The sequence below is a fragment of the Kordia antarctica genome, from assembly GCF_009901525.1.
GTDB classification, from domain to species: Bacteria; Bacteroidota; Bacteroidia; order Flavobacteriales; family Flavobacteriaceae; genus Kordia; species Kordia antarctica.
In genome coordinates, this window is the sequence record NZ_CP019288.1 from 771,093 (window position 1) to 794,526 (window position 23,434).

Sequence of the window (23,434 nt, forward strand, 5' to 3'; positions counted from 1 at the left end):
TTTCATTATTATGGAGTTCCCACCGTAAAAACGGAGGTCAGGCTATACACTGTATCTTTTTAAAGCAATAGTCATTCCAAAAAATGGTAGAAGTTTCAAGGTAATTTGTGCTCTTAATGGGCAGATTACTTCGTCGTTCCTCCTCGTAATGACGTAAAATAGCTTTAAAAAGGATGCCGTTTCTATCCTTAACTCAAATACAGATTAAATGTACAGACTTTCTCGCATACAAAAAAGAATTGAAAAGGATTTAAAGATTGAAAAATTTAATAATTGAAAGATTTAACAATTGAGGTATATATCACATTTATAAAATTGCCAACTTCTCAACTGAAAATCAACGGTATGGAATTTTGGATTGTGTGACGGTTACATCATTGTTTCCATGACGCGCGAGTTTAGTTTTGTACCATGCAATCCAAGAATTTGCTTTAAACAGTAAAGCTTGATACAATGGGTTTGAAATATATTTCATAAGCCTTTTCAGGAACTCTTGTATACTTAAATTTACCACTTAGTTGCTCAATAAGTATTTGTATTAATTGCATTCCTAAGGAAGTAGTTGATTCAAAGTCAAAATCATCCGGCAAACCATCTCCACTATCTTTATAGATGAGTTTGTAATAATCACCTGTTTTAGTAATTGAAATTGAAATACTATTTTTTCTATCTTTTTTAAAGCCGTGTTTAAACGAGTTCGTGGTCAATTCATTAATCATCAATCCAAGATTCGCCGTTGTATCGCCATCGAAGCTTAGTTTTTCGTCAATCTCAATCTCTGTCGCTAACTCTAAATCCTTGTTACCCAACGTATTTTCTATAGATAGAATGAGTTGTGCAACATATTCATTAATATGTACATCTTTTAAAGTATCGGTACCATATAATTTTTCATGCACTAATGACATCGACTGGATTCTGTTTTGACTATCCCGAAGCGCACTTTTTACATTTTCATCCTCATATTCATCTTCTTGCATTGTTAGAATCCCAGAAATCATTTGCATGTTATTTTTTACTCTGTGATGTATTTCCTTGATTAACGTTTGGATGTTGGTAATACTATTTTCTAATTCATCATTTTTAGAAACAACAATGCCATTGGCTTCGCGTAGATTTCTGTTTAGTACTTTATTCTTTAAAAATTGTATGAGTACTAATATTAATAATAAGGCAGCTATTCCGTACCATATATATGAATATTTACGAATGTTTTTATTGATTATTGGCGATTTTTTATAAGCGCTTCCAACTTTTAGTTTTAATCCAAATAACTGAATTGTTGAGTAGATAAAGTCTTCTTCTTTGACATTGAAATTTTCAAAGTATTCAGCGTCTCTGGATGTGTTGAAAATTTCAGATCCGTCATAAACCGCTTCACGAGTTAAACTTATAGAGTCGTTTATTAAAAACTTACGCACATAAATATCTTGATTATTACTTTCGTAAAAGTAATCTAATAAATACTTTACATTGAGTACTGGCGCCATATACCCTAAAATTTCACCTTCGCTATTTTTTACGGAGAAGTTAAAAGGAAAACCTGCCCAACCTTCTCTGAGATTGATTGGCGTAAATAGTTTTATGGTATTGTTTTGCATTAATACATCCAACTCATCAACTCTTTCTTGAGACAGAAACGATTTCACAGAAATTCCTTTTAACGCATTCGGATCTATTTTTTGAGGTGTGATTACATATTGAAACACATGGTTTGTATCAATGTAGTTCACTAAGATAGAATCGTTGAATTTTATTTCTTTCAGAAAGTCATTTAGATACGTTTGTAACTGAATCTCCGTAGGGAATTGTTTACTATTTTTTGTGTAGCTTTTTAATGACGACACTAAGGTTGCATATACCTCTATACCGGCTTTTGCGTTTATCATAGCGTCGGTATGCGCTTTGCTTAGTTGTGCATCAATTTTTTGTTGCTCTAGGGCTTCATAATTGTTTATGATGCTGTGCAACAAAAACCAAGTAATTGCTAATACAACAAATACGCCAATGTAATATTTGAGACTTTTAAACACGTAGGGCTATTATTAACTAGGGGTTAAGAATGTAAATATACACAATTCAAAAAAGTCCTGTTAAAAATTAACAAGACTTTTTGCAAATTAGATATTTTTACACCAAATGAACTCTAAGATGTTTGGCTATTTTATTCATCGCTGGTATTCAATGTATTTTCTTAATAAGCTAACCTATCCAAACAATAATACCATTTACCATATTAAAACGCCCTTTTCTTTTACAAGAAATTCAACCTATAAATGGTATAACACAAAAAAGCCCCGCTCTTTCGAACAGGACTTTCTACTTTTATCCAACTTATAAATTTACATTTTATTAAAAATGTTTCCTTATAAACATATTGAAGTTAGATATAATTTATTGTTCGTGACAAACCATACAACGATCTCCCCAAGTTCCATTGGCTTCACAAGTTTGGTTTACTGTACCTCTACCTTTTACTTTTTCGTAAGTATCTCCAAATGAAGAAATGGCTTTTTTGTTTAATTTCAGATTTTTTAAACTTCTTTTTTTCATGGTGTGGTTTTTTAGTTTTTCTAAAGATAGTGCATTTGAAAATCAACCATTTACGGTTTTACCGTAGGAATGTTAGGATAAAAGTAGTATTCTCAAGAAGTTGTAGAGAATTGTCTGAAGAAATAATTTTACAAAACTAAAAAAAGGCTATAAGATAAGACTTGAAAACGTCACTCTAAACCATATACTGAACTTTATTCAGTACCAAATCGAAATCTGATTAACGTGAGTTCGATATAAAATTTCAGAGTGTTTTTTTGTCTTTTCCGAAGTATAGCAGGGATTTTTCGTTAAGAATTTTCGAATCCTTGGAAATCGAAGATTCATGAACTCCTTAATTTAAAATAGAAAACCGTGAACTAAAAAATTTAGAAAAATTCATGCGGTTTTAGTTTTTCCAAAAAAGAAAAACTAAAAATGCCTCTGGAAAAGCGCACTTTCTTTTGTTGACGTCTGTGCTGAACTTGATTCAGTATTCTTTGTGCGAGCAAAGAAAACGAAAATAACAAAATGAAAAATCAAATATTTAGCACTTATTTTAGAAATATGTTCAAAATTTTATTTGAGTAAACTTATATCGAACTCAGGTTAATAACATAAATTTTCAAAGATTATGTGAAACTGAATCAAGTTCAGTTTGACGGAAATTGAAGGTATGAATGCACAGATTACTTCGAGATTATAAATTTCTCGTAATGACGTTCTGAGAGACCTTTTGAATTAGTCTCTTGTATGTATAATGATAATTAATTCAGAAAACGTCCATGCCAGCTTTCACTTGCAGGAACTTCCCAGTTTTCTAAAAAATCTGCTTTTGTAGTTACCAAATTGTTGAATACAATGGTTTTTCCTGTCACAGCATTGTCTTTTGCCATTTTACGGAAGTCTTTTAAGTCTTTGTATGCAATGTATTCACCTTGCTTGTAGGAAACGTTCATTTTGTCCATTAAATCAACATTGTAGTCTTTTTCTAATTGTTGAATAAAACGAACCGAAGCATCAATAGAACAACCTGTTGCCGCTTGTGTATCTTGATCTACAGCAATGATTATGAAACGCTTGTATTTGATTTCAAAGGAAGCTTGTAAGTCGCTTCCGTGTGCTGTCCATTGTGTGATGAAGTCAGCAAGTTTTGCCTTTATTTCTTCTAATTCAGTTTCGCTAAATGATCTGTTTGCTTGGTAAATCCAAACTTTGGCTTCTTCTGAAATTGTATTAAATTCTACGAGCATGTGTTTTTAGTTTACGACTTCTAGTTTTATTATAAGTCTTGTGCGTTTGCAATGAGTTCTGCGATGTCTTGCACTATTACGCTGTCTTCTTTTTCTTTATTTTTAATTCCGTCCGTCATCATCGTATTACAGAATGGACAACCAGTCGCAATGATATCTGGTTGTACTTCTAATGCTTGTTCCGTACGTTCAATATTTACTTCTTTGTCTCCAGGTTCAGCATCTTTAAACATTTGCGCGCCTCCGGCACCACAACAAAGTCCTTTTTTTCGGCAGTTTTTCATTTCTACCAACTCAACATCTAACTTGCGAATTAGTTCACGTGGAGCTTCATACACTTCATTGCCACGACCTAAGTAACACGGATCATGAAACGTGATCTTTTTTCCTTTAAAACTTCCGCCTTCAATCTTCAATCTTCCATCATCAAGTAATGATTTTAGAAATTGCGTATGATGCATTACTTCGTACGTTCCACCCAATCCTGGGTATTCGTTTTTAAGCGTATTAAAACAATGTGGACACGCTGTCACTACTTTTTTGATATCGTACGCATTCATGACTTCAATGTTAGTCACGGCTTGCATTTGAAATAGAAATTCGTTTCCAGCACGTTTTGCAGGATCGCCAGTACAACTTTCTTCTGCACCTAATACTGCAAACTCAACATTTGCGTTGTTTAGTATTTTTACGAAAGCTTTCGTTATTTTTTTGGCTCTGTCGTCAAAACTTCCTGCACAACCAACCCAAAATAGTACTTCAGGTTGTTTTCCTTCCGCCATGTATTCTGCCATTGTAGGTACTTTCATTGTCGTATATTTTTAAGTTGTCACTTTATTTTTTAACTGCTTAGTTTTCATCTTTCCAATTGAGTCTGTCCATTTGATTATATGGCCAAGGTGCTCCATTGTTTTCAATATTCCCCATCATAACGTTTAGTTCTGTTGGTGCCGCTGATTGCTCCATAACTAAGTATTTACGCATTTCCATGATAATGGATAACGGATCAATACTCACAGGACACGCTTCTACACAAGCATTACAAGATGTACACGCCCATAATTCTTCTGGTGTGATATAATCATTTAATAACGATTTTCCATCATCGATAAATGTGCCTTTGTTTGCATCAATGTTTTTTCCGACTTCTTCTAGACGATCTCTAGTGTCCATCATTATTTTACGTGGCGATAGTTTTTTCCCTGTCTGGTTTGCAGGACATTCACTTGTGCAACGTCCACATTCCGTACACGTATACGAGTTTAGTAATTGAACCCAATTTAAATCTTGCACATCTGAAGCTCCAAATTTTTCTGGTTCGCCTTCATCTTCTCCTTCTGCTGGAGCGGCAAACGGATCAGCATTCGGATCCATCATTAACATGACTTCTTTTGTCACATTTGCATCGTTTACAAATTCGCCCTTAGGCTTTAAATTCGCATAAAACGTATTTGGAAATGCTAATAGAATGTGTAAGTGTTTTGAGAAGTATAAGTAGTTTAGAAACACTAAAATTCCCGCAATGTGCAACCACCAAGCTACTTTTTCAATAATATGTGCAGTTTCAACATTTCCTTCGAATAAAGGATATAGATATTGACTGATTACATTTCCGTTTCCAGCTTGTTGAAAAGATATATCGGCAGCATTCATCACAATAAATAACGTCATTAAAACTATTTCAAAGTATAGAATGATGTTTCCGTCACTTTTTGGCCAACCTTTCATTTCGGCACTTAGAAAACGTTTTAACTTGATTATATTTCTACGAATCCAAAATATGATTACAGAGATTAATACACCAATTGCTAGTATTTCAAATGTTCCAATTAGGAAACCATAAATGCTGTCTGGTAAAACTTTAGTGAAAACGCGGTGTGTTCCGAAAAGTCCGTCAATGATAATTTCTAAGACTTCAATGTTTATGATTACAAATCCGACATATACAATGATATGAAAGAAACCTGCAATTGGTCTGCGCACCATTTTTGATTGTCCCAACGCAATCATTCCCATGTTTTTCCAGCGTTGTGATTTGTTGTCAGAACGATCTACATCTTTTCCTAGATTGATGTTTCGGGATAGTTTTTTAACATTTTTTCCGAAGTAACCTATGCCGAAAATTAAGAGTATGGCAAATAGAATGTTTGGAATGTACTCCATGAGTAGTATATGTTTAGGTGGTTAAGCTTAGTTTTTCTTTTCTTCGGTTTCTTCTTTTTCGTCTTCTTTTGGTTCCTCGTATTGTTTTGGACGTTTTCCAAATAATGAGAAGTGTACGTATCGTTTCGGATTCAACTTCATGTCTTCTAACAGTTGTTCCATTTGTAAAGATGCTCCTGTAAGATTGTCGTAGAGTTTATCATCTTTCAATAGCTTTCCAACAGAACCTTTTCCATTTTCAATTCCTGCAATGATGTTATCAAATCGTTTGAGAGTTCCTTGCATTTGCTTCATGGTTTCGTTGAGTTCTAATGCAGCCAACGAATCAGAAATTGTAGCCATATTGGACGCCATTTTGTCAAGATTTGTAAACGTATTGTCTAACTTATCTTTGTTTCCGTCTAAAAGCGAATTGAGTGTTCCTGAAGCTTTTTTGAAGTTTGAAACCGTCGTTGTCAAATCTTGAAGGCTGTTTTTGATGTTATTTCTTGATTCTTCGTTCAGAATTTGATTCACAGAAGTTAACAAAGAATCTGCACTTACCAACATTAATTCTACTTTGCTTTGTAATGGTGAGAGTTGATTGGTAAAAGCATCAATCATTCCTAATTCTATGACAGTTTTAAGCGTATCACCCGAAACTGCTATTGCAGCGCCATCGTGCTTTAGCTTGATTGATAACGTTTTTCCGCCAATGAAACCGCTTTCTTGCAATTGCACTAAGCTATTTTTAGAAAATTTAAAATCGTTGTCTAAGGAAAGTGTAACTAATGATTTTCCAGATGGTTGTAATTTAATGCTTTGTACTTTTCCTACTTGATAGCCATTGATTAAAACTTTGGTAGAAGAAACCAAACCGCCAACATTATCATATTCTGCATAAAACACTCTGTCGTTAGATAGTACAGACCTTGACATTAAGTAACTAATTCCGAAGTATAAGAGCACTAGCGCAGTAATTACCAGTAATGCTGTTTTGATTTCTCTAGATCTTTTCAATTTTTTGGAAATTTGTGAACTTCGCAAAATTAGCCATTTTTTTACAAAGAATCTGTCTAATTTATTATTGTTTTAGCACTTCTGTTAAGGATATCTTTTTTCCGTTTTTGTAAGCTACAATGTAACATGTTGCATACCCTTTGCGAATAGCTGCTTCTTTTTTACGCTTTATTTCTTCATAATCAGAAGTTTCTCCGTAGAAATAACGAAATATTTTTCCCGCTTTTTCTCTTGATATTTCTTTTAATCCTTTAAAATTATATGCTTTTGTAGAAATCTTTTTAGAACTCGCCGCCAATTGTACTTTAAACGTAACATCTTTATATACTCTTGAAACCGCTTTTTCTTCACTTTCGTGATGATCTACAACGGTATTTTTAGCATCTGAAGAAATATCCACATGCAATGAAATATATTTTTTGATCGCATTATATAAAGAATTTGTCATGACTTTTTTACCCTTTTTAGAGTTTAGATAGTCTTCTTCTTTTTTATGCGTTAAAAAACCCAATTCTACCAAAACACTTGGCATATACGTTTTTGATAATACCCAAAAACCTGCTTGCTTTACGCCTCTATCTTTACGTTTTGCAGTAGTTTTAAATTCTTTTTGAATGTACGATGCAATTTCAATACTTTGATCTAAGTATTCTTCTTGCATGATAATTAAGCTTATTAATGATTCTGGCGAGTTTGGATCGAATCCGCCATAAGTTTCTTCATAATTGTCTTCCAATAAAATCACCGAGTTTTCGCGCTTGGCAACTTCTAAATTTGATTTATTTTTACTCAACCCTAATACAAATGTTTCCGAACCGTATGCTGTTCCTTTTTTTCCAGGTTGCGCATTGCAGTGAATAGAAATGAATAAATCTGCTTTTTTCTTATTCGTTTTTATAGCACGTTGCTGTAATGTTGGATACGTATCTTTGGTGCGTGTGTAAATAACTTTTACATTAGGAAGTTTTTCTAACATCTTTCCCAACGCCAATGAAACATCTAAAGCAATGTCCTTTTCCGTGGTTTTATAACGTCCAGTTCCTGGTGTTCCTGTGTCTCTTCCGCCATGTCCAGCATCAAGCATTACAACAAATTGCTTTTTCTTTTTTGGAGGATTCTTTTCTGTGGTTCCGTTCGCCGCAACTAAAAAACTAGTCGTGCAGAGCATCATTAAAAGTAAAAAATATTTTTGCATAAATTCGATTTTTAGCTGTTCGTTTATATCTTTAGTAGGTCAAATACAATTCGCCAACACCTATATATGTTAACATAAACTTAATTATGTCGGCTCTTTTTATTTGATTATAGTATAATAATGTTAATCTACGTTCCTTATTGTGTTAATTATGATTAATTTTTCATAAATCTATGATAAAAATACACTAACAGGTTTGGCACTTCAATTATTGAGCCATACTTTTACGACCTATATTTGAAACGAAAATATAAAAGTTACTTGACTATTCATAAAAGAAATCTTTCTTTTGTGAATTATAACGAATTTGGACTAGAGCATTGCGGACAAAAAGATTTTACATAGGTATACAACTAATCCTACTATTGATTAGTTCGTTTGCTATTTCACAAGAACTTCCCGAGCGGAAAAAGCTTCCATTAAAGCCTTTTATTGAGCCAACGGATACTTTGAAGGTAAACCTGAAAGATTCTATTAAAATAGGAACACGCAAAGTGAATGATTCTGTGAAGAACGATTCTATTCAAAAAGATTCTGTTCCTGAAAAAGCACCTGTATTATTAGATTTGGTAAAGTATAAAGCGAAAGATTATGTAAAAATTAGTCAGCGCACAAAACAAATCTACTTATATAATGAAGCCGAATTGTATTATCAAGATACAGAGTTAAAGTCGGGAATTATTATATTAGATTATGAAAAGAATGAAGTGTACGCAGGTCGTTTAAAGGATTCCGCAGGCGTATATTCGCAATCACCCTATTTTAAACAAGCAGAAAGTATTGTGGAACCTGATTCTATTCGATTCAATTTGGACACCGAAAAAGCATTGATTTGGAATTCCAGAACTGAGCAAAATGGTACTCAGATTTATGGAGAGTTGACAAAAAAGGAAAATGATTCCGTAGTTTTTATTAAAAATGCAAAATTTACCACTTCTAAAGATCTTGACAATCCTGAATATTACTTTCTAGCGCGAAAAATTAAATTAGTTCCCGGTAAAAAAATTGTTTCAGGAGTAACCAATATGTATATCGCAGATGTGCCAACGCCAATTGGTTTTCCGTTTGCGTATTTTCCTTTGACAGATGATAGAACTTCTGGATTTATTTTTCCAACTTTTGGTGAAAATAGCAGTCGCGGATATTTCTTCCAAAATGGTGGTTATTATTTTGCTGTGAGCGATTATTTTGATTTGGCACTTTTGGGCGATTATTATACAAATGGAAGTTATGCCTTTAGAGGCGAAAGCAATTATGCGTTGCGATATCGTTTTAGAGGAAATGTAAGTGTACGGTTTGAAGCTTTAATTAATAGTCAACGAGGTTTTCCTGATTATAGTAAATCTAATATTTATAACATTCGTTGGTCGCACAATCAAGATCAGAAAGCAAATCCAAACTCTCGCTTTTCTGCTTCGGTAAACTTAGGAAGTAGTACATATTACCAATCATCTATAAATCAACTGAATACGGCTAATTTTTTAAATAATACCTTAAATTCATCCGTTTCATATTCAAAGACATTTCCGTCGTATCCTTCGGTAAATATTTCGTTAACAGCGACGCATTCGCAGAATACAAACACGCAAAGTATCAATCTTACCTTGCCAACTTTACAAGCTAGTTTAGAGCGTATTTATCCGTTTGCACCAAAAGATGGAACGAAAAAAGGAATCATTCAAAATATAAACTTTCAATATAATTTACGCGGAGAAAATAGAATTAATACCACAGATTCATTATTCTTCAAAAAAGAAATGTTTGAAGGTGCAAAAACTGGTGTAAGACATAGTATTCCTGTAAATACGAACTTTAAACTGTTTAACTATTTAAGTGTAAGCTTAGGTGGAAATTACGATGAAGTTTGGTCATTTAAAACGACAGATCGTTCAGATGCTGTTGTTGATCCAACCGATCCGACAGGTACATTGCAAATAGATTCTGTAAAAGATACACTTAGCGGATTTGATTCGTATAGAACGTATAATTTTAGCACAAGTATAGGAACAACTTTATATGGTACGTTTGATCGTGGTGAAGATAAAAAAATTCAAGCCATTCGACATACCATGCGTCCGTCAATAAGTTATAGTTACAATCCAGCTTTTGATCAGTATTATGATTCCTACGTTATTGATGCGGACAATAATACATTACAAGATTATACACGTTTTGAAGATGGACTTTTTGGAACGCCTAGCAGAACGTATGCGAGTTCTATTGGACTTAATTTAGCCAATACATTGGAAGCTAAAGTACGCTCTAAAGATTCTACTCAAACAGAACCCAAAAAGGTAATGTTACTTAATAGCTTTAATTTTTCTACGAGTTACAATATTGCCGCAGATTCATTGGCTTGGTCGCCAGTGCGTGTTTCGGGAAGTACGCAACTTTTTAACAGTAAAATGAATGTGAATTTTGGCGCAAATTTAGATCCGTATGCAATTGATAATCAAGGAGCACGTATCAATAAGTTTAATGTTGATAATGGTGGAAGTTTATTCCGTTTGACAAGTGCCAATTTAACGCTGAATTATTCATTCTCAAGTAAAAGTTTTGATGGAAAAGAGAAGAAAGGTTCTGATAATACAGCAAGTGGCGGACGCGATGATGATTTGTTTGGAAAAGCACAAGATTTTAGTGATAACGGTTCATTTCAGAATTATGATGATGAAGAAGACGATGAAGAAAAAGAAGATGTAGAAGCGTATCGTGCTAAAATTCCGTGGGATTTACGTCTTGCCTACTCAATGACGTATTTGAATAGCAACCGACAAGAAGAAATTTCTAATAATTCACTTATGTTTTCTGGAAATATTGAATTGACTCCGCAATGGAAAATTGGAGCTTCTTCGGGTTATGACTTTAAAAACAAAGGATTTACATATACACAATTACGTTTTGAGCGCGATTTGAAGAGTTGGCGAGTCAATTTTAATTGGGTTCCATTCAGTTCGCGTGCATCGTGGTATTTCTTCATTGGAATTAAAGCATCTGTTTTACGTGATGTGAAGTGGGAAAAACGTAGTGAACCGGATAGGAGGCTTTGATAGACTTCTTAGACTTGCTCAGATTTTTAGACTTCTTGGACTTGATTAGACTACTTAGACATTTTAGACTTACTTAGATTATTAGAATTAAATCTTGATTTTAAAAGCGCAGCGATCTTAACTCTATTCTTTCGGTTAATATATCTCAAAGTTATTTTGAAAATACCTCTTGAAGTTTTACATTTACTCAACATAAAAAACGAATCCAACAATCCAACAATCCAACAATCTAACAATCTAACAATCTAAGTAAGTCTAACTAATCTAACCAAGTCTAAATAATGTCAAAAAAAATCATAACTACACCAAACGCTCCTGCACCAATTGGTCCATACAATCAAGCAGTATTAATTAATGGAACGTTATATACTTCTGGTCAAATTCCTATTGATCCGAAAACGGGGAAACTTGTGCAAGATTCTATCGAAGCGGAAACCAAACAAGTCATGGAAAACATGAAAGCTGTTTTAGCTGCCGCTGATATGACATTTGAAAACGTAGTGAAAACATCTATTTTCATTAGCGATATGCACAATTTTAGCAAAATTAATGATGTTTATAGTGAATATTTTGATGATGCAACTGCGCCAGCGCGTGAAACTGTAGAAGTTGCCAATTTGCCTAAATTTGTAAACGTAGAAATTTCTATGATTGCAATTGAAGGTGCGTAAATTCAATAAAAACATACTTAAAGTACGGAAAACACATAACTAACTGACTTGTAGATTTACTAACTTTAATGATTATTAACCATAAAATTATAATCATGTTAAAAAACATTTCAAAAGTTGGAACCGTATTGAGCAAATCGGAACAACAAAACATTAGCGGAGGAAGACCTGTTAGAGGTTGTTACCAACAATCAGGAAGTACTTGTTGTCAGCCATACAGCGGCGGATTTACATTCTGTGATGCTGGTAGATGTGGTGGAAACGGATATTGCTTCTGGTATTAAGATATAGTTGAATTTCCCCTAAATCTCTTATACTTTCAAAATACTATTCTCAAAATTACAGCACAAAAAAACCTCAAAAAACTAGTGCCTTCTGAGGATTCTTCAAAATTATTATTTCTTTTAACAAGCCTGCCAGAAAAAATCTGTTTTACTTGTATAACAACGACGTGCATTAAGAAAAGGATCGCAGAAATCTTCGCAAAGATATTGCATTCCTCCTAGAACTTCTGCTTGTGTTTTCTTATCTAATTTTTGTACGTTTTTAATATTTAAAATTGATTTCAACATAATTTGATTTCTTTTAATGAATGAATAAATTAATCTGTGTTAAAGTTGTCTTAGCAACCGTCAGCAGGCGCAGTTGCACACTGAAAATGACATTGATAATTGTTACTTGATGTACACATTCCAGATCCCATAGTTCCGCCAGTAATTGCTTCTGTTGCTAATGATGAAACTGTTTCTTTTAATAATTTCAAGGTTTTAAGATTTCTTTTTTTCATGATTTATAATTTTAAGGTTTGATTCCATTAAATTATGAAAACCAAAAGATTAAATTCTACGGTTTTGCCTTACTTAACAAAATTTTAAACACGTTTTAATGTGTAAATACTAAACAACTCCTAAAGTTATTTGTTCTTCAAATTGAATATATATGAGGAAAAAACATTTAAAATATTGATGTTTACGAACGAATTTCAAAAAAAAAGTAATCCGTTATTTATTAGGTGGAAAATGCTTCAATTATTCTATATCTATTTGTTCAGAAATAATTAAATTATTATGAATATCTTTTACAATTAATTGATAGGATCCAACAGGTAAGTTAAACTTTCTATTCTTATTATTAATCGTGCTAATTTTATTTAAAATAGGTATTGAGTTTGATTTATATTTTGAATATTCGTTCACAAAGTAAAATGAAAATAATAATTCTTCATTAATGTATTTACCTAATTTATCATTTGTGTAATTTATACTTCTAATGTTTTCTTTTCCATAAACAGCTTCTAAAGATGGTGTTATGTTATTTATTAAGAAGAAATCGACATTTGTGTTTACTCTTTTTACATTTTTAAACGCAGACGATTCTATTAAAATCAATCTGTTTGAAGAGCTATAAGGGATTTCAACTTGATCAATAGTTACAGGATTTATCGTTGTTAATTCCATAAAGTATTCAGCCATCCGCTTGTTTGTAGTGCTTTTTTCTAGAATATGATCAATTCCTGCATAGACAACTATTTTTGCATTTGAATCTTTATCCAGGATGTCTTTTATGTTTAGTGCTTGCGTTTTTTCTCTATTTTCTGTGGTGAAATCATCATAACCAACAATTTTGAAACCTTGTTTTAATGCTTCTCTGATAAAGAGTCCGAAATAAGGTTCTCTGGAGTAATAACCAGAAGATTTGAGAGGGAAATTACTGTTTTCAAAAAATGAATTTTTGCTTTTATCAATCGCTTCTATTGCCAAATAATTAAATCCATTTTCTTTTAAAGTTGTTAACATTTTTAATGCAACTATTCTATGTTTTGGATGCCAATGCATTTCATTTAGCATCAATACTTTTTTATTTTTTGAGATTTGTTTTATTTTTTCTAAAAAATCATCTTCAAAAGTTACGCTTGTGTTGCTTTTTATAATAGAATCAATATGTTTTTTTAAGTATTTTTCTTTTTTAAGTTCAAACTTATCTACCAAATCATTGTATTTTTTATACGTTGGATCTTTGGATAAAATGGTGGTAAGTAATTGAAATTTTGTCCATTCATTGCTATTATTCTTAGCAATCGGAGCAGTTTCAAATTTACTATCTACATATAAAAAATTATCTTCTTCTTTATAAGTATTAAATATTTTCATGTACGTAAGTTCATCTTTCAACGAGTTATTAAACCGTAAAGAATTCACTATTGATTTCCCGTCTTGCAGTATGGATGTGTTAGATTTGTGCTTGCCAATTGCTTTTAAATATACGTAAGCTGTTTTAGTATTTTCTGCTTTTTTGTATAGAACAAACTTATTAATTGTATCATTTACAACTAAATCAACCGAATTGATTGTTGTATCATTTTTATGGGTTTTATTATTTTTATAGAAAAGATACATGTGATATTTGGGAGCAGAATATGCTTTTCCGGCGAGTATTAAATCTTTATAATCAACATTTAAATTATCATAAACCATTATTTTTTTGTACTCGCTTTTAAGAGGAAATGAATAGTTAATATCCCCAAAAAGGCGCGCGCTAATTTGTAAAGAATCATTGTAGAATTCGCTTCCATTAAAATAATTGTATTTTCTATTCACGTCAATAGAAATGCAAGATGACAGCGCGATTAGTAAAATTAAATATACAAATACGCTACTATTTCCATTCAGTAGTTTGCGGGTCATAATTACAAATGGAAGTATGTTCATATAATTCATTTTTAAGTTTACTTTTTGTTTCAGGAATTCTATTATCTGGACAGACATATCTAAATTCGCACGATTGACAAATTTTAATTTTATCTTTCGTTACCTTCCATATTTTTCTAAATGATTTAGAAGAAATTACTGATTTAATATCGTCCTTTTCAATGGTGCCAAACACATTTTTAGAATTGTAGTAATTCTTAATGTTTCCTTTATTATCCACATACGCTTTCCTGTTAAAAAAAAGATTACGCTTTAAAGATTCTCTGTATGCTTTTTGATTTAAAACAAAATCATGTACGCTAGAAATTCTTTTTGTTAAAATAGCATCTAAAGATCCTTCTTCAAATTTGAATTGAATTACTTCGCTTTGCTCCTTTTTAGAACTTTCAAAAAAGATTGTTTTTCTAAATCTTGGAAATTTATAATGAAGATTCAAAATTGGTGCTATATTTTTCTCTTCATGCTTCGTTATTAGTGTAATATTTTGAATTTTTGATTGCTCTAAAAGGGTAACCACTTTTTCTAGTATACTTAAATCAAGTATATTTTTTGTCAGAAAAACAATTTGGCTACAGCCTAAAGAGTTGATGTTTTGTAATAGTGTTATTTTACTGTTTTCTAAGGAGTCAATTTCCAAAAAAAGAATATCTAAGATAAAAGGAGATTCAAATTTTGTACTTGTAGTCGGAAACTTGTTTAGATCTTCAGTTAAATGTATTAATTCACTTTCTAACAGATAGTTGAAATATTTGTCTAACAAGAGTGTTTGCGACTCATATGCTGCATAAATTGTTGCTAATTTGTTTGTTTCGTTTGAAGTAAGTAGCTCTATAATAGAGTTTGGCAAAAAGAAAAAACTACCTTTCTGTAAATCATAAATCACGCCTCTTTTTAAGCCTTTTACTGGAACGCAAGAATTATGAAGTTTAAAATATTTGTTTTTATCAATCATAAAAAAGCTGGTTTATAAAAGTCGTAACACCTCATAGTATCGGTTGTATAAAAGTCAGAAGCTACAAATGTTAAATCTGATCTTTTAATAGGACCAACCTCTTTACCTTCTATAAAAAAAACATTGATAGGCAAACAGTCTTTAAATTCTAATGGAATTTTGTCAACTAAAACAGTTTTCATATGTAATCTAATTTTTTGATTAAGTAATTTGCTACTTTTTTATGTAAATTATAATTGCAAGGGAAACTAGTCATACCAAACTGCCCAGAAGGATTTACCTCTAAAAAGTAATAGTTTCCATCTACGCTTTTTATTATATCAATGGAGCCTGTATTTAAACCTATATGCTTCATTAAATTTGATAGCTTTTCCTCAACTGTACTTGGTAGTTTATATCGTGCAACTCTATTTGGGTTATCGAAATCGTAATTTCTAAAATCAATCTTAGTTTTTTCATTACTTTGAGAAAAAATTACCATGCTATAAAACTTATCTTCAATAAAAAATATTCTCAATTCATATTCTTTTTTAATATAGCCTTGAAATAATGAAGGACTAAACTTCGCTGTTACTTTTGAAAGATCTTCTATTTTTTGAGTATAAAAAGGATAATTTTTGCCTTCGTATTGTATATGTTTTCCTTCTCCTAACGATTTAGAAATAATTGAACCATTATTCTGTTTAAAAAAGATTTCAAGATCATCCTTTTTAGAAGTAACTGTTGTGTTGGGTATTTTCAATCCAAATTGATGCGCTAAATGTAGTATTTCAAGCTTAGTTTGCATGTTTTTCCTTTTGAACAACCATTTTTTATCTTCCAATAAATTGAAAATCATTGTTCTTAATACAGAAAATTCTGAATTGATATAACGTACTAAATCATTTTTACTCCCAAACTCGTCTTGATAACTTTTAAAAAAGCCAAACTTCCGATACCAAACAACGCTAAAATCTTTAAAATAATATTTAGTATTTTTTGAAATTATATATGAATCTTTAATCTTTATTGGATCAAGGAAAAATGAAGCTTTTCCTGTCATGATATCTTCATCATTTAGCCTAAAAAAAGAAATATTTTTAAAATGTAACCAATCTATTACAGCTTGTGTGTCGTAATCTCTTGGTGTGCTTAAAATTAATATCATAAATTCAAAGGAATTAAAAAAAATAAAATGAGATTGTACAAATAATCATACAATCTCATTATAATATTATAAACGGAATACTACTATAAGTCATCCCAATCCTCATCAGAGCCATCGTCTCCATCTGCAGGAGCTCCACTACCAACTGTTACGGTATTAGAACTAAACGTATTAGATGCCATTCTTCCACCAAAAATTGAATCTATTTCAACTTTTTCACAATTAAAGTCTTCTAATTTTTTCATAATAAAAAGGGTTATAAATTTTGCTTACTCTTTTAAAGGATTTTCAGCTTTCTCCTTATTTTATATGAATTGACTTTCGATTTACTAGTCAATTTCCATTAGTAAAGTATGCTTTTTTTAATAGTAAATTTTCATCAGCATGCTTTAGAATGACGCAATCTTTTTTAACTTTTGATTAAATTATATAAATCATAAGTTTTATGCTTACGGTTTTACCTTATTTAACACAATTTTAAAAATTTCTAGTTTGTAAATAATGAAAAACTCATGAAAATTGTATCTTTCAAAAGATGAATGTTATTTGTCCTTTAATTGAATTACACATGAAAAAAATTATCTTCTTACTACTTATTGCTTCGCTCCTATCGCTTAAATCTACTGCGCAAGAAATTTCATTGTTCGATAAAAACGGAGATCCAATTGCATACATCGCTACCAAAGAAGAAATGGCTATTTACTTGTGGGACGGAACGCCTGTTGCATATCTCGATGCTGAAAATGACGAAGAATTATACGATATATATGGTTTCAACGGAAATCATTTAGGTTGGTATGATGATGGTTTCGTGATAAACCATAAAGGATATATTGTGGGATTTGTAAAAAGTGCTACCAACATTTTTACACGATATGAACCTTTTAAGCCGTTCAAAAAATTTAAGCCTTTCAAGGGTTTTAAAAAGTTTCCGCCTTTCAAACCATTTTTCAGAGATCAATTTTCTACGGAATCGTTCGCGATTTTCTTATTGCGCGGGAAAAAGTGAATTTCAAAATGTTGGTTCTGACGTAAAGTCATTTATAATTTAACTAAAAAAAACTCCAACAGTGCTGTTAGAGTTTTAAATCTTTTACTAAAATTTCGTTTGGTATTAATCCAAGCAGCAAACACAATGACCTTGCCTGTGCATATGATATCCTGGATCGCAAGTATCTCCAGCTCGTATAAGGTAAGGATCTCTACATGTATATGGTTGTTGAGCTCCACCATTAATAACTTGTTGTATTTCTTTTGAAAGATTTTGAACACCTTCCACATTCATAATTTTTTTTAACATGATTATATTTTTAAGTTGATATAATCTAAATATAAAAATTAATTTGAAGAAAAAGATTACGGTTTCGCCTTTAAAAGAAAGAAAAAACTATTTCCTAAAATAGCTTTTGCTTAGAAAATGATAAGTATTAAGAGAAGTCACTGTACTTTTCTTGTTAGGTGAGAAAAAATTAATTTGAATCATCCTAAAAAAACGTTAACCAGAAAATAAAAACATTTTGAAAACAAAAAAGTCCAACACTATTGTTGAACTTTTTATAAAGCTAGTATTTTATATTTTCAAACTGCATATGATTTAGCATTCAATCACATACAATTTATCTAGAAATTACATATTATAGACACCGCCATTAATGTCGAGCGTAGCGCCAGTAATAAAACCGTCATATTCGGACGCCAGGTATAAAACTGCTCGCGCTACGTCAGCTGCATTTCCTGCGCGTTGGATTGGAATGCCAGCCGTTGTTTTATCTGCTGATTCTTTTGTCGTATGCGTATTGTGAAACGAAGTTCCAAGTATAAGACCCGGAGAAACAGCATTCACTCGCGTACCTTGTGGACCTAATTCTGTAGAAAGCGCTCGTGTAAATGTTAGAATTGCGCCTTTGCTAGTAGCATATACCAATGATCCTGGATGACCACCTTTACGCCCAGCGAGTGATGCCAAGTTAACAATACTACTGTTGTCATTTTTTGCTAGATAAGGAGCTGCAACTCGCGTTACAAACATCATAGATGTGAGATTGATGTCCATTACTTTGTGCCAGAACTCAGTCTCCATTTCGTTCAGCATTTTACGCGCAACTAGTGAACCTGCATTGTTGATTAGTATGTCCAAACCACCAAGTGCTTCTACTGTTTTTTTGACCATTATATTCGCGTCGGTTTCTTTTGTTAAGTCGCCAGCAATAGCAATCGCTTTTTGTCCTTTACTTGTTGCGTATTCAACCAATTGGTTCGCAGTCTCCGCACTGGAAAAATAGTGAATAGCAACATTGGCTCCGCTGTCAATAAAATGTTTGGTAATTGATTCACCAATTCCTTGTGCACCAGCGGTTGTGAGTACATTTTTGCCAGCTAATTTATTATTATTCATGTTGTTTCTAAATTAATTGATTTAATCATTTTTAGTAAAATAGCCTTCGTTGGAAACTGCATTATCACTTACAGATATGCTTCCAGTTTTGAACCACACTTCTGCATAATTTCCGTCTGCATATTGTTTTTGAATATCGCCACCATGCGTTTCAGCTCCAGAACACCAGTTCATATTTACTTCAGGAGATTTTCCATTGGTTTGATTATAAGCACCAAGTTTAAAAAAGCAACCTTCACCAGCGTATGCATTTTTACGTTCTACTCCATCTTGACCAATTGGTACAAATAATTTTTGTGTTTGCTCAGGGATATCTGCAGTCGTTGTGTATTCTGATACGATTAAGTTTTTTGTAAACGTTTTGGTTTCATGTCCTTCACTCGTAAATTTTAAGTTCATTATACCATCTTTCACTTCGATTTCATAACTAAATTCTTCACCCAAAGCAATTCCATCTTTAGGTTCTTCTGGATACGTGCTTGCATCTGTACCAACAACAGAAAAGTCATTTCCCCAAACTGCTGTTGAGTAATCCCATCTTCCCGAATTGTCATCACCTTTTGTATTGATTTCATAATGCCAAAAAACCGAACCTTTAGCATGACCAGAGAATTTTTTGTAAAATATTTTAAGTGGTTCGTTTTCATGTTTGTCAGCACTATGAATCTGACCGATTACCACAGAATACGAAGCCGCTACACGCGCATCACCAGTGGCAGATACATTCATTACTTTAAGTGTTGCTGTTAGTTTATCATTCGCCGTTTTTGGGTACCATTTTTTCGTTTGCGCCAATTCGGTTCTTGTATTGTTTGATGTTCCATGTGTATCTCCACCATTTGGCGCTTTAAAAACTACCCAATTTGTTTTATCATTCGTTGCAGTGTAAAAGAAGTCTTTGTTTTCAAAATTAGTTGCAATACCAGCATTTGAACCATCGCCTAAAATCAATTTCCAGTGATCAAAAAATGGAATGACGTCACTGGCGTAAACGGTTTTTGTTGCTTCATTTTTGTTTGGTTCTTTAGCTTCATTTTTACAGCTATTTAGTACTAGAAAAAGGCTAAGTACTGTGAACGTAGTTATAGATAATATATTTTTTTTATTCATTTTTTTATATTTAGGTTTCTTTTTTATTTAAAAATCTATTTTCTTGTGTTTTTAATGTACGCTATTAAAAGTATTTTTCTATAATACCAACAACTCCTGCATAGGACACAACACAAGAAAAGAACAATGCAGCATACAATCCAATGTTTATTCCTAGGCTTGTTTTATATTCTTTCATCACTTTTTTACTGTTTACCATAATAATAATCCCGAGAATGACTAAAGGCAAAACAAACACATTAAATACTTGAGATAGAATTTGAATCTCAATAGGATTTGCGTTAAACGCAGGACCAATTAACGCGACTAAACAAGCAATACCTGTTATGATTCTAAACTGACGCGAACTGGTATCTAATTTTCCAGATTGGTAATCGGCAATCAATAATGGTGCGATTAGTAAACACGGGAAAATAGAGGATAATCCTGCACTTAATGCTCCAAAGAAGAAAATAGTAACTGCCCATTTACCAGCAACAGGTTCTAACGTATTTGCCATATCTAATACATGCGTAACTTCTTTCCCTTGATAAAATAAAGCACCAGCCGCTACTGCCATTATAACTCCACTAATAATAAATATTAAAACAGCGGCAGTAATAGCATCTTTCTTTTGTTGATCTAAGTTTTTTAATGTCCATCCTTTTCCTTTTACAAATAAAGGGCGTGATAAAAAAGTTGCTGCTGCCATCGTAGTACCTACAAATGCTGCAACATATATTTTTGCTCCTGGAGCATCTGGTATTGTTGGCAGTAATCCTTTCATAACATCTATAGATAATGGCTGCACAAAACATAAGGAAAACACAAATGACACTCCCATTAAGGTTACAAATATGACTAGTATTTTTTCGAAAAAAGTATATTTTCCCACCAACATTAATAAGTAAAATATAACAATTATTACAATGGCAGTTATTAAAACAGCTTCATATTTATAGTTACTTAATCCATCAAAATTCAATACTAATATTTCATAAATAATGTTTGATGAAATTCCTAAAATACCCATTAATGAATTCCATTGTCCAAACGTAACTCCTATAATAATTACTATGGCTAATATTTTACCGTATTTCAAGTGTTTTTTAAACCCAAAAAGTGCCGTTTCGCCTGTTATCAAGCCATAATTACCATACACAAACATTAATATACCAGAGAAAAGACAGCTTAATAGCAGTACCCATAATAATTCCATGTTATATTTACTTCCCGCAACAATCATCGCGGTTACACTTCCTGTACCAATAGTATATCCAATGGCAAATATTCCAGGTCCAAAACCCAATACAATGGCAATGATTTTTTTTAGTAAAGATTTTTTGTTTTCAGTTATTGGCATCGTTTGGTGGTTTTAGTTTTGGTTGTTAGTTCCAGTTGGTATGATAGAATTTTCCAGATGTATCATCTTTTCTTTGATAGGTGTGCGCTCCAAAATAATCACGTTGCGCTTGAATTATATTAGCTGATGAGTTTGCTATTGCAAAACTGTGTAAGAAGTTGATCGATTCACTTAAGTTCGGAATTGGCAATTCATGTAAAATACATTCAGAAACCACCTTTTTTATCGCTGGTTTTAGTGTATTTAGCTCTTTTAGGATGTTCTCATTCGTTAAGATATTACTCGTTGTTTTGAAAATAGTGACCAATTCTATCATTAAATCAGATTTTATAATACAGCCATTTGTCCAAATTCGTGCTAATTCACTTAAGTTTAAATTCCATTTGTAGCTTTTTGAAGCTTCTTGTATGAGTGTAAATCCTTGATAATGATTTATGATTCTAGCAAATTGGTACGCTTTTAAAATTTCATCAGTTGACACATCAGGCTTGACCTGATTACTCGACGGAAAGTTTTGACTCGCCAATATTCTATCTTCTTTATAGAAAGAAATATAACGTGCAAATAACGCAGAAGCAATCATCGTACTTGGAACGCCTAATTGCGCAGTAGTAATGGTTGTCCAGTTTCCTGTACCTTTATTTCCTGCTTTGTCCATTATTTTATTGACTAACCAATCATCGCCTTCTTTTTTTCTTAAAATAGCAATCGTAATTTCTAGTAAATAGCTATTTACGGTTGTTTTCCAAGATTCCAAAATAGTTGCAATTTCATCAGGATTGTTCCCTAATTTCTTCAATACCATAAACACTTCTGCAAGCAATTGCATTTCGACGTACTCAATTCCGTTATGAACCATTTTCACAAAATGTCCGCTACCTTCATTTCCAATATATGTACAACAAGGCAAGTTATTTTTGTCTTTTGCCGCAATTGCTTCCAAAAAAGGTTGTACTTCTTTGTACGTTTCCTTGTTTCCGCCTAGCATAATGGAAGGTCCTTTTAGAGCGCCTTCTTCACCGCCAGAAACTCCAGCTCCAATGAAATGAATATTCTTGGTTTTTAAATAGGCAAACCGTTCTTTTGTTTTATTGTAGTTTGAATTTCCGCCATCGATTAATATATCTCCTTTTGATAGGAATGGAAATAAATCTTCAATGACATGATCTATTGTTTTTCCTGCATTTACCATGAGCATTATTTTCCGTGGCGTTTGCAAAGAGTTTATAAACGACGAAATATCATCAAAAGCTTCCGCTTGATCTAACTCTGAATGTTGAGCTTTAAAATTTTTAGCAATATCTTCTTCAACGCCTTCAACATGTCTGTTAAACATCGAAATTTTGAATCCGTTAGTTGCTAAGTTTCTACAGAGGCTTTTTCCCATCACACCTAAACCAAATAATCCAAATTCTGAAGTAGTCATTAATTCGTTTTTTATAGTTTTTATAATATTTTCTGGAGATAAACTAATAGCTATTTGCAATGCATTTTTTGGTGCTTCTAACGTGTCAAATTGCGATTTTAATAAGTCCGAACTCATAAAATGACCTTCCCGATTATTAATTCTTTCTTTAATCTGTTCAAATGAACCTTGAAGAAAAACCCATTTTGAACTATGTTGAATATCTTTAGTTAAAGTTTCGCGATACTTTTGCTTTAAAGCAGAACAGACAATAACGCAACTGTTCTTAGCTAATTGTTGTTTCGCCAAATCGTTTAGAGTTTCTAACCAACTTTGTCTGTCATCATCATTTAAAGCGTGTCCACTAGACATTTTTTTAATGTTAGTTTCTGGATGAAAATTATCTCCATCAAAAAAAGGAAGCCCTAATTCTTGTGATAGTAATTTCCCGATAGTGCTTTTGCCACAACCAGAAACTCCCATAATAAAGATGACTTTTTTCAATATTTTTT

The 23,434-nt window shown here is 32.2% G+C and carries 23 protein-coding genes; 4 read left to right on the forward strand and 19 right to left on the reverse strand.

Annotated elements, in window-relative coordinates; all coding sequences use genetic code 11:
* Positions 1–431: 431 nt before the first annotated feature.
* From IMCC3317_RS03335 to IMCC3317_RS03365, 7 genes are all read right to left on the reverse strand, one after another.
* Entirely contained in the window at positions 432–2,033 is a 1,602-nt protein-coding gene (locus IMCC3317_RS03335) for a sensor histidine kinase (protein WP_160128091.1), read from the reverse strand.
* A gap of 361 nt (positions 2,034–2,394) precedes the next feature.
* Complete coding sequence (locus IMCC3317_RS03340) at positions 2,395–2,553, reverse strand: hypothetical protein (protein WP_160128092.1); 159 nt, start codon at positions 2,551–2,553, stop codon at positions 2,395–2,397.
* 746 nt (positions 2,554–3,299) lie between these two features.
* Entirely contained in the window at positions 3,300–3,785 is a 486-nt protein-coding gene (locus IMCC3317_RS03345) for an ABC transporter ATPase (RefSeq protein WP_160128093.1), read from the reverse strand.
* 29 nt (positions 3,786–3,814) lie between these two features.
* Complete coding sequence (locus IMCC3317_RS03350; RefSeq protein WP_160128094.1) at positions 3,815–4,594, reverse strand: (Fe-S)-binding protein; 780 nt, start codon at positions 4,592–4,594, stop codon at positions 3,815–3,817.
* A gap of 40 nt (positions 4,595–4,634) precedes the next feature.
* Positions 4,635–5,948 (reverse strand): (Fe-S)-binding protein, encoded by a 1,314-nt coding sequence (locus IMCC3317_RS03355; RefSeq protein WP_160128095.1) that lies wholly within the window; start codon positions 5,946–5,948, stop codon positions 4,635–4,637.
* Positions 5,949–5,975: 27 nt separating this feature from the next.
* A complete protein-coding gene (locus tag IMCC3317_RS03360; RefSeq protein ID WP_160128096.1) occupies positions 5,976–6,947 on the reverse strand; it encodes an MlaD family protein in 972 nt (323 codons plus the stop codon).
* 64 nt (positions 6,948–7,011) lie between these two features.
* Positions 7,012–8,142, reverse strand: coding sequence for an N-acetylmuramoyl-L-alanine amidase family protein (locus IMCC3317_RS03365; RefSeq protein WP_160128097.1), 1,131 nt, complete (start codon positions 8,140–8,142; stop codon positions 7,012–7,014).
* 365 nt (positions 8,143–8,507) lie between these two features.
* Between IMCC3317_RS03365 and IMCC3317_RS03370 the strand changes: the two genes are divergently transcribed.
* The 3 genes from IMCC3317_RS03370 to IMCC3317_RS03380 all read left to right on the forward strand — a co-directional run bounded on the left by IMCC3317_RS03370 (position 8,508) and on the right by IMCC3317_RS03380 (position 12,147).
* Entirely contained in the window at positions 8,508–11,192 is a 2,685-nt protein-coding gene (locus tag IMCC3317_RS03370; RefSeq protein WP_160128098.1) for a putative LPS assembly protein LptD, read from the forward strand.
* Positions 11,193–11,473: 281 nt separating this feature from the next.
* Positions 11,474–11,863 (forward strand): RidA family protein, encoded by a 390-nt coding sequence (locus IMCC3317_RS03375; RefSeq protein WP_160128099.1) that lies wholly within the window; start codon positions 11,474–11,476, stop codon positions 11,861–11,863.
* Positions 11,864–11,958: 95 nt separating this feature from the next.
* A complete protein-coding gene (locus IMCC3317_RS03380) occupies positions 11,959–12,147 on the forward strand; it encodes a hypothetical protein (protein WP_160128100.1) in 189 nt (62 codons plus the stop codon).
* A 120-nt stretch (positions 12,148–12,267) separates the two neighbouring features.
* Here IMCC3317_RS03380 and IMCC3317_RS03385 read toward each other — a convergent pair whose 3' ends face one another.
* The 7 genes from IMCC3317_RS03385 to IMCC3317_RS03415 all read right to left on the reverse strand — a co-directional run bounded on the left by IMCC3317_RS03385 (position 12,268) and on the right by IMCC3317_RS03415 (position 16,915).
* On the reverse strand, positions 12,268–12,435 hold the full coding sequence (locus tag IMCC3317_RS03385) for a hypothetical protein (RefSeq protein WP_160128101.1): 168 nt from the start codon (positions 12,433–12,435) through the stop codon (positions 12,268–12,270).
* A 50-nt stretch (positions 12,436–12,485) separates the two neighbouring features.
* The gene (locus tag IMCC3317_RS03390) at positions 12,486–12,650 is read right to left on the reverse strand and encodes a hypothetical protein (protein WP_160128102.1); all 165 of its coding nucleotides are present in this window, start codon (positions 12,648–12,650) and stop codon (positions 12,486–12,488) included.
* 241 nt (positions 12,651–12,891) lie between these two features.
* Positions 12,892–14,571 carry a hypothetical protein gene (locus tag IMCC3317_RS03395; protein WP_160128103.1) on the reverse strand — a complete coding sequence of 560 codons (1,680 nt, stop codon included), beginning with the start codon at positions 14,569–14,571 and terminating at the stop codon, positions 12,892–12,894.
* Complete coding sequence (gene gwsS / locus IMCC3317_RS03400) at positions 14,519–15,523, reverse strand: grasp-with-spasm system SPASM domain peptide maturase (protein WP_160128104.1); 1,005 nt, start codon at positions 15,521–15,523, stop codon at positions 14,519–14,521. The genes IMCC3317_RS03395 and gwsS overlap by 53 nt, the downstream gene beginning before the upstream one ends.
* Positions 15,520–15,705, reverse strand: coding sequence for a hypothetical protein (locus IMCC3317_RS03405; protein WP_160128105.1), 186 nt, complete (start codon positions 15,703–15,705; stop codon positions 15,520–15,522). Before IMCC3317_RS03405 ends, gwsS begins: the two co-directional genes overlap by 4 nt.
* Positions 15,702–16,670, reverse strand: coding sequence for a grasp-with-spasm system ATP-grasp peptide maturase (gene gwsG, locus IMCC3317_RS03410; protein WP_160128106.1), 969 nt, complete (start codon positions 16,668–16,670; stop codon positions 15,702–15,704). The genes IMCC3317_RS03405 and gwsG overlap by 4 nt, the downstream gene beginning before the upstream one ends.
* A gap of 83 nt (positions 16,671–16,753) precedes the next feature.
* Positions 16,754–16,915: a hypothetical protein gene (locus tag IMCC3317_RS03415; protein ID WP_160128107.1), complete on the reverse strand. Its 162-nt coding sequence runs from the start codon at positions 16,913–16,915 to the stop codon at positions 16,754–16,756.
* Positions 16,916–17,238: 323 nt separating this feature from the next.
* On the opposite strand from IMCC3317_RS03415, the gene IMCC3317_RS03420 reads away from it, so the two are divergent.
* Entirely contained in the window at positions 17,239–17,679 is a 441-nt protein-coding gene (locus IMCC3317_RS03420) for a 4-fold beta flower protein (RefSeq protein WP_160128108.1), read from the forward strand.
* 105 nt (positions 17,680–17,784) lie between these two features.
* Here IMCC3317_RS03420 and IMCC3317_RS03425 read toward each other — a convergent pair whose 3' ends face one another.
* The 5 genes from IMCC3317_RS03425 to gndA all read right to left on the reverse strand — a co-directional run bounded on the left by IMCC3317_RS03425 (position 17,785) and on the right by gndA (position 23,426).
* Complete coding sequence (locus tag IMCC3317_RS03425) at positions 17,785–17,955, reverse strand: hypothetical protein (protein WP_160128109.1); 171 nt, start codon at positions 17,953–17,955, stop codon at positions 17,785–17,787.
* Positions 17,956–18,297: 342 nt separating this feature from the next.
* Complete coding sequence (locus IMCC3317_RS03430) at positions 18,298–19,065, reverse strand: SDR family NAD(P)-dependent oxidoreductase (RefSeq protein ID WP_160128110.1); 768 nt, start codon at positions 19,063–19,065, stop codon at positions 18,298–18,300.
* Between the two features lie 21 nt (positions 19,066–19,086).
* Positions 19,087–20,175, reverse strand: a complete 1,089-nt coding sequence (locus IMCC3317_RS03435; protein ID WP_160128111.1) for a polysaccharide lyase family 7 protein — start codon at positions 20,173–20,175, stop codon at positions 19,087–19,089.
* A gap of 64 nt (positions 20,176–20,239) precedes the next feature.
* Positions 20,240–21,517: an Nramp family divalent metal transporter gene (locus tag IMCC3317_RS03440; protein ID WP_160128112.1), complete on the reverse strand. Its 1,278-nt coding sequence runs from the start codon at positions 21,515–21,517 to the stop codon at positions 20,240–20,242.
* Positions 21,518–21,542: 25 nt separating this feature from the next.
* Entirely contained in the window at positions 21,543–23,426 is a 1,884-nt protein-coding gene (gndA, locus tag IMCC3317_RS03445; protein ID WP_228054939.1) for an NADP-dependent phosphogluconate dehydrogenase, read from the reverse strand.
* Positions 23,427–23,434: the final 8 nt, after the last annotated feature.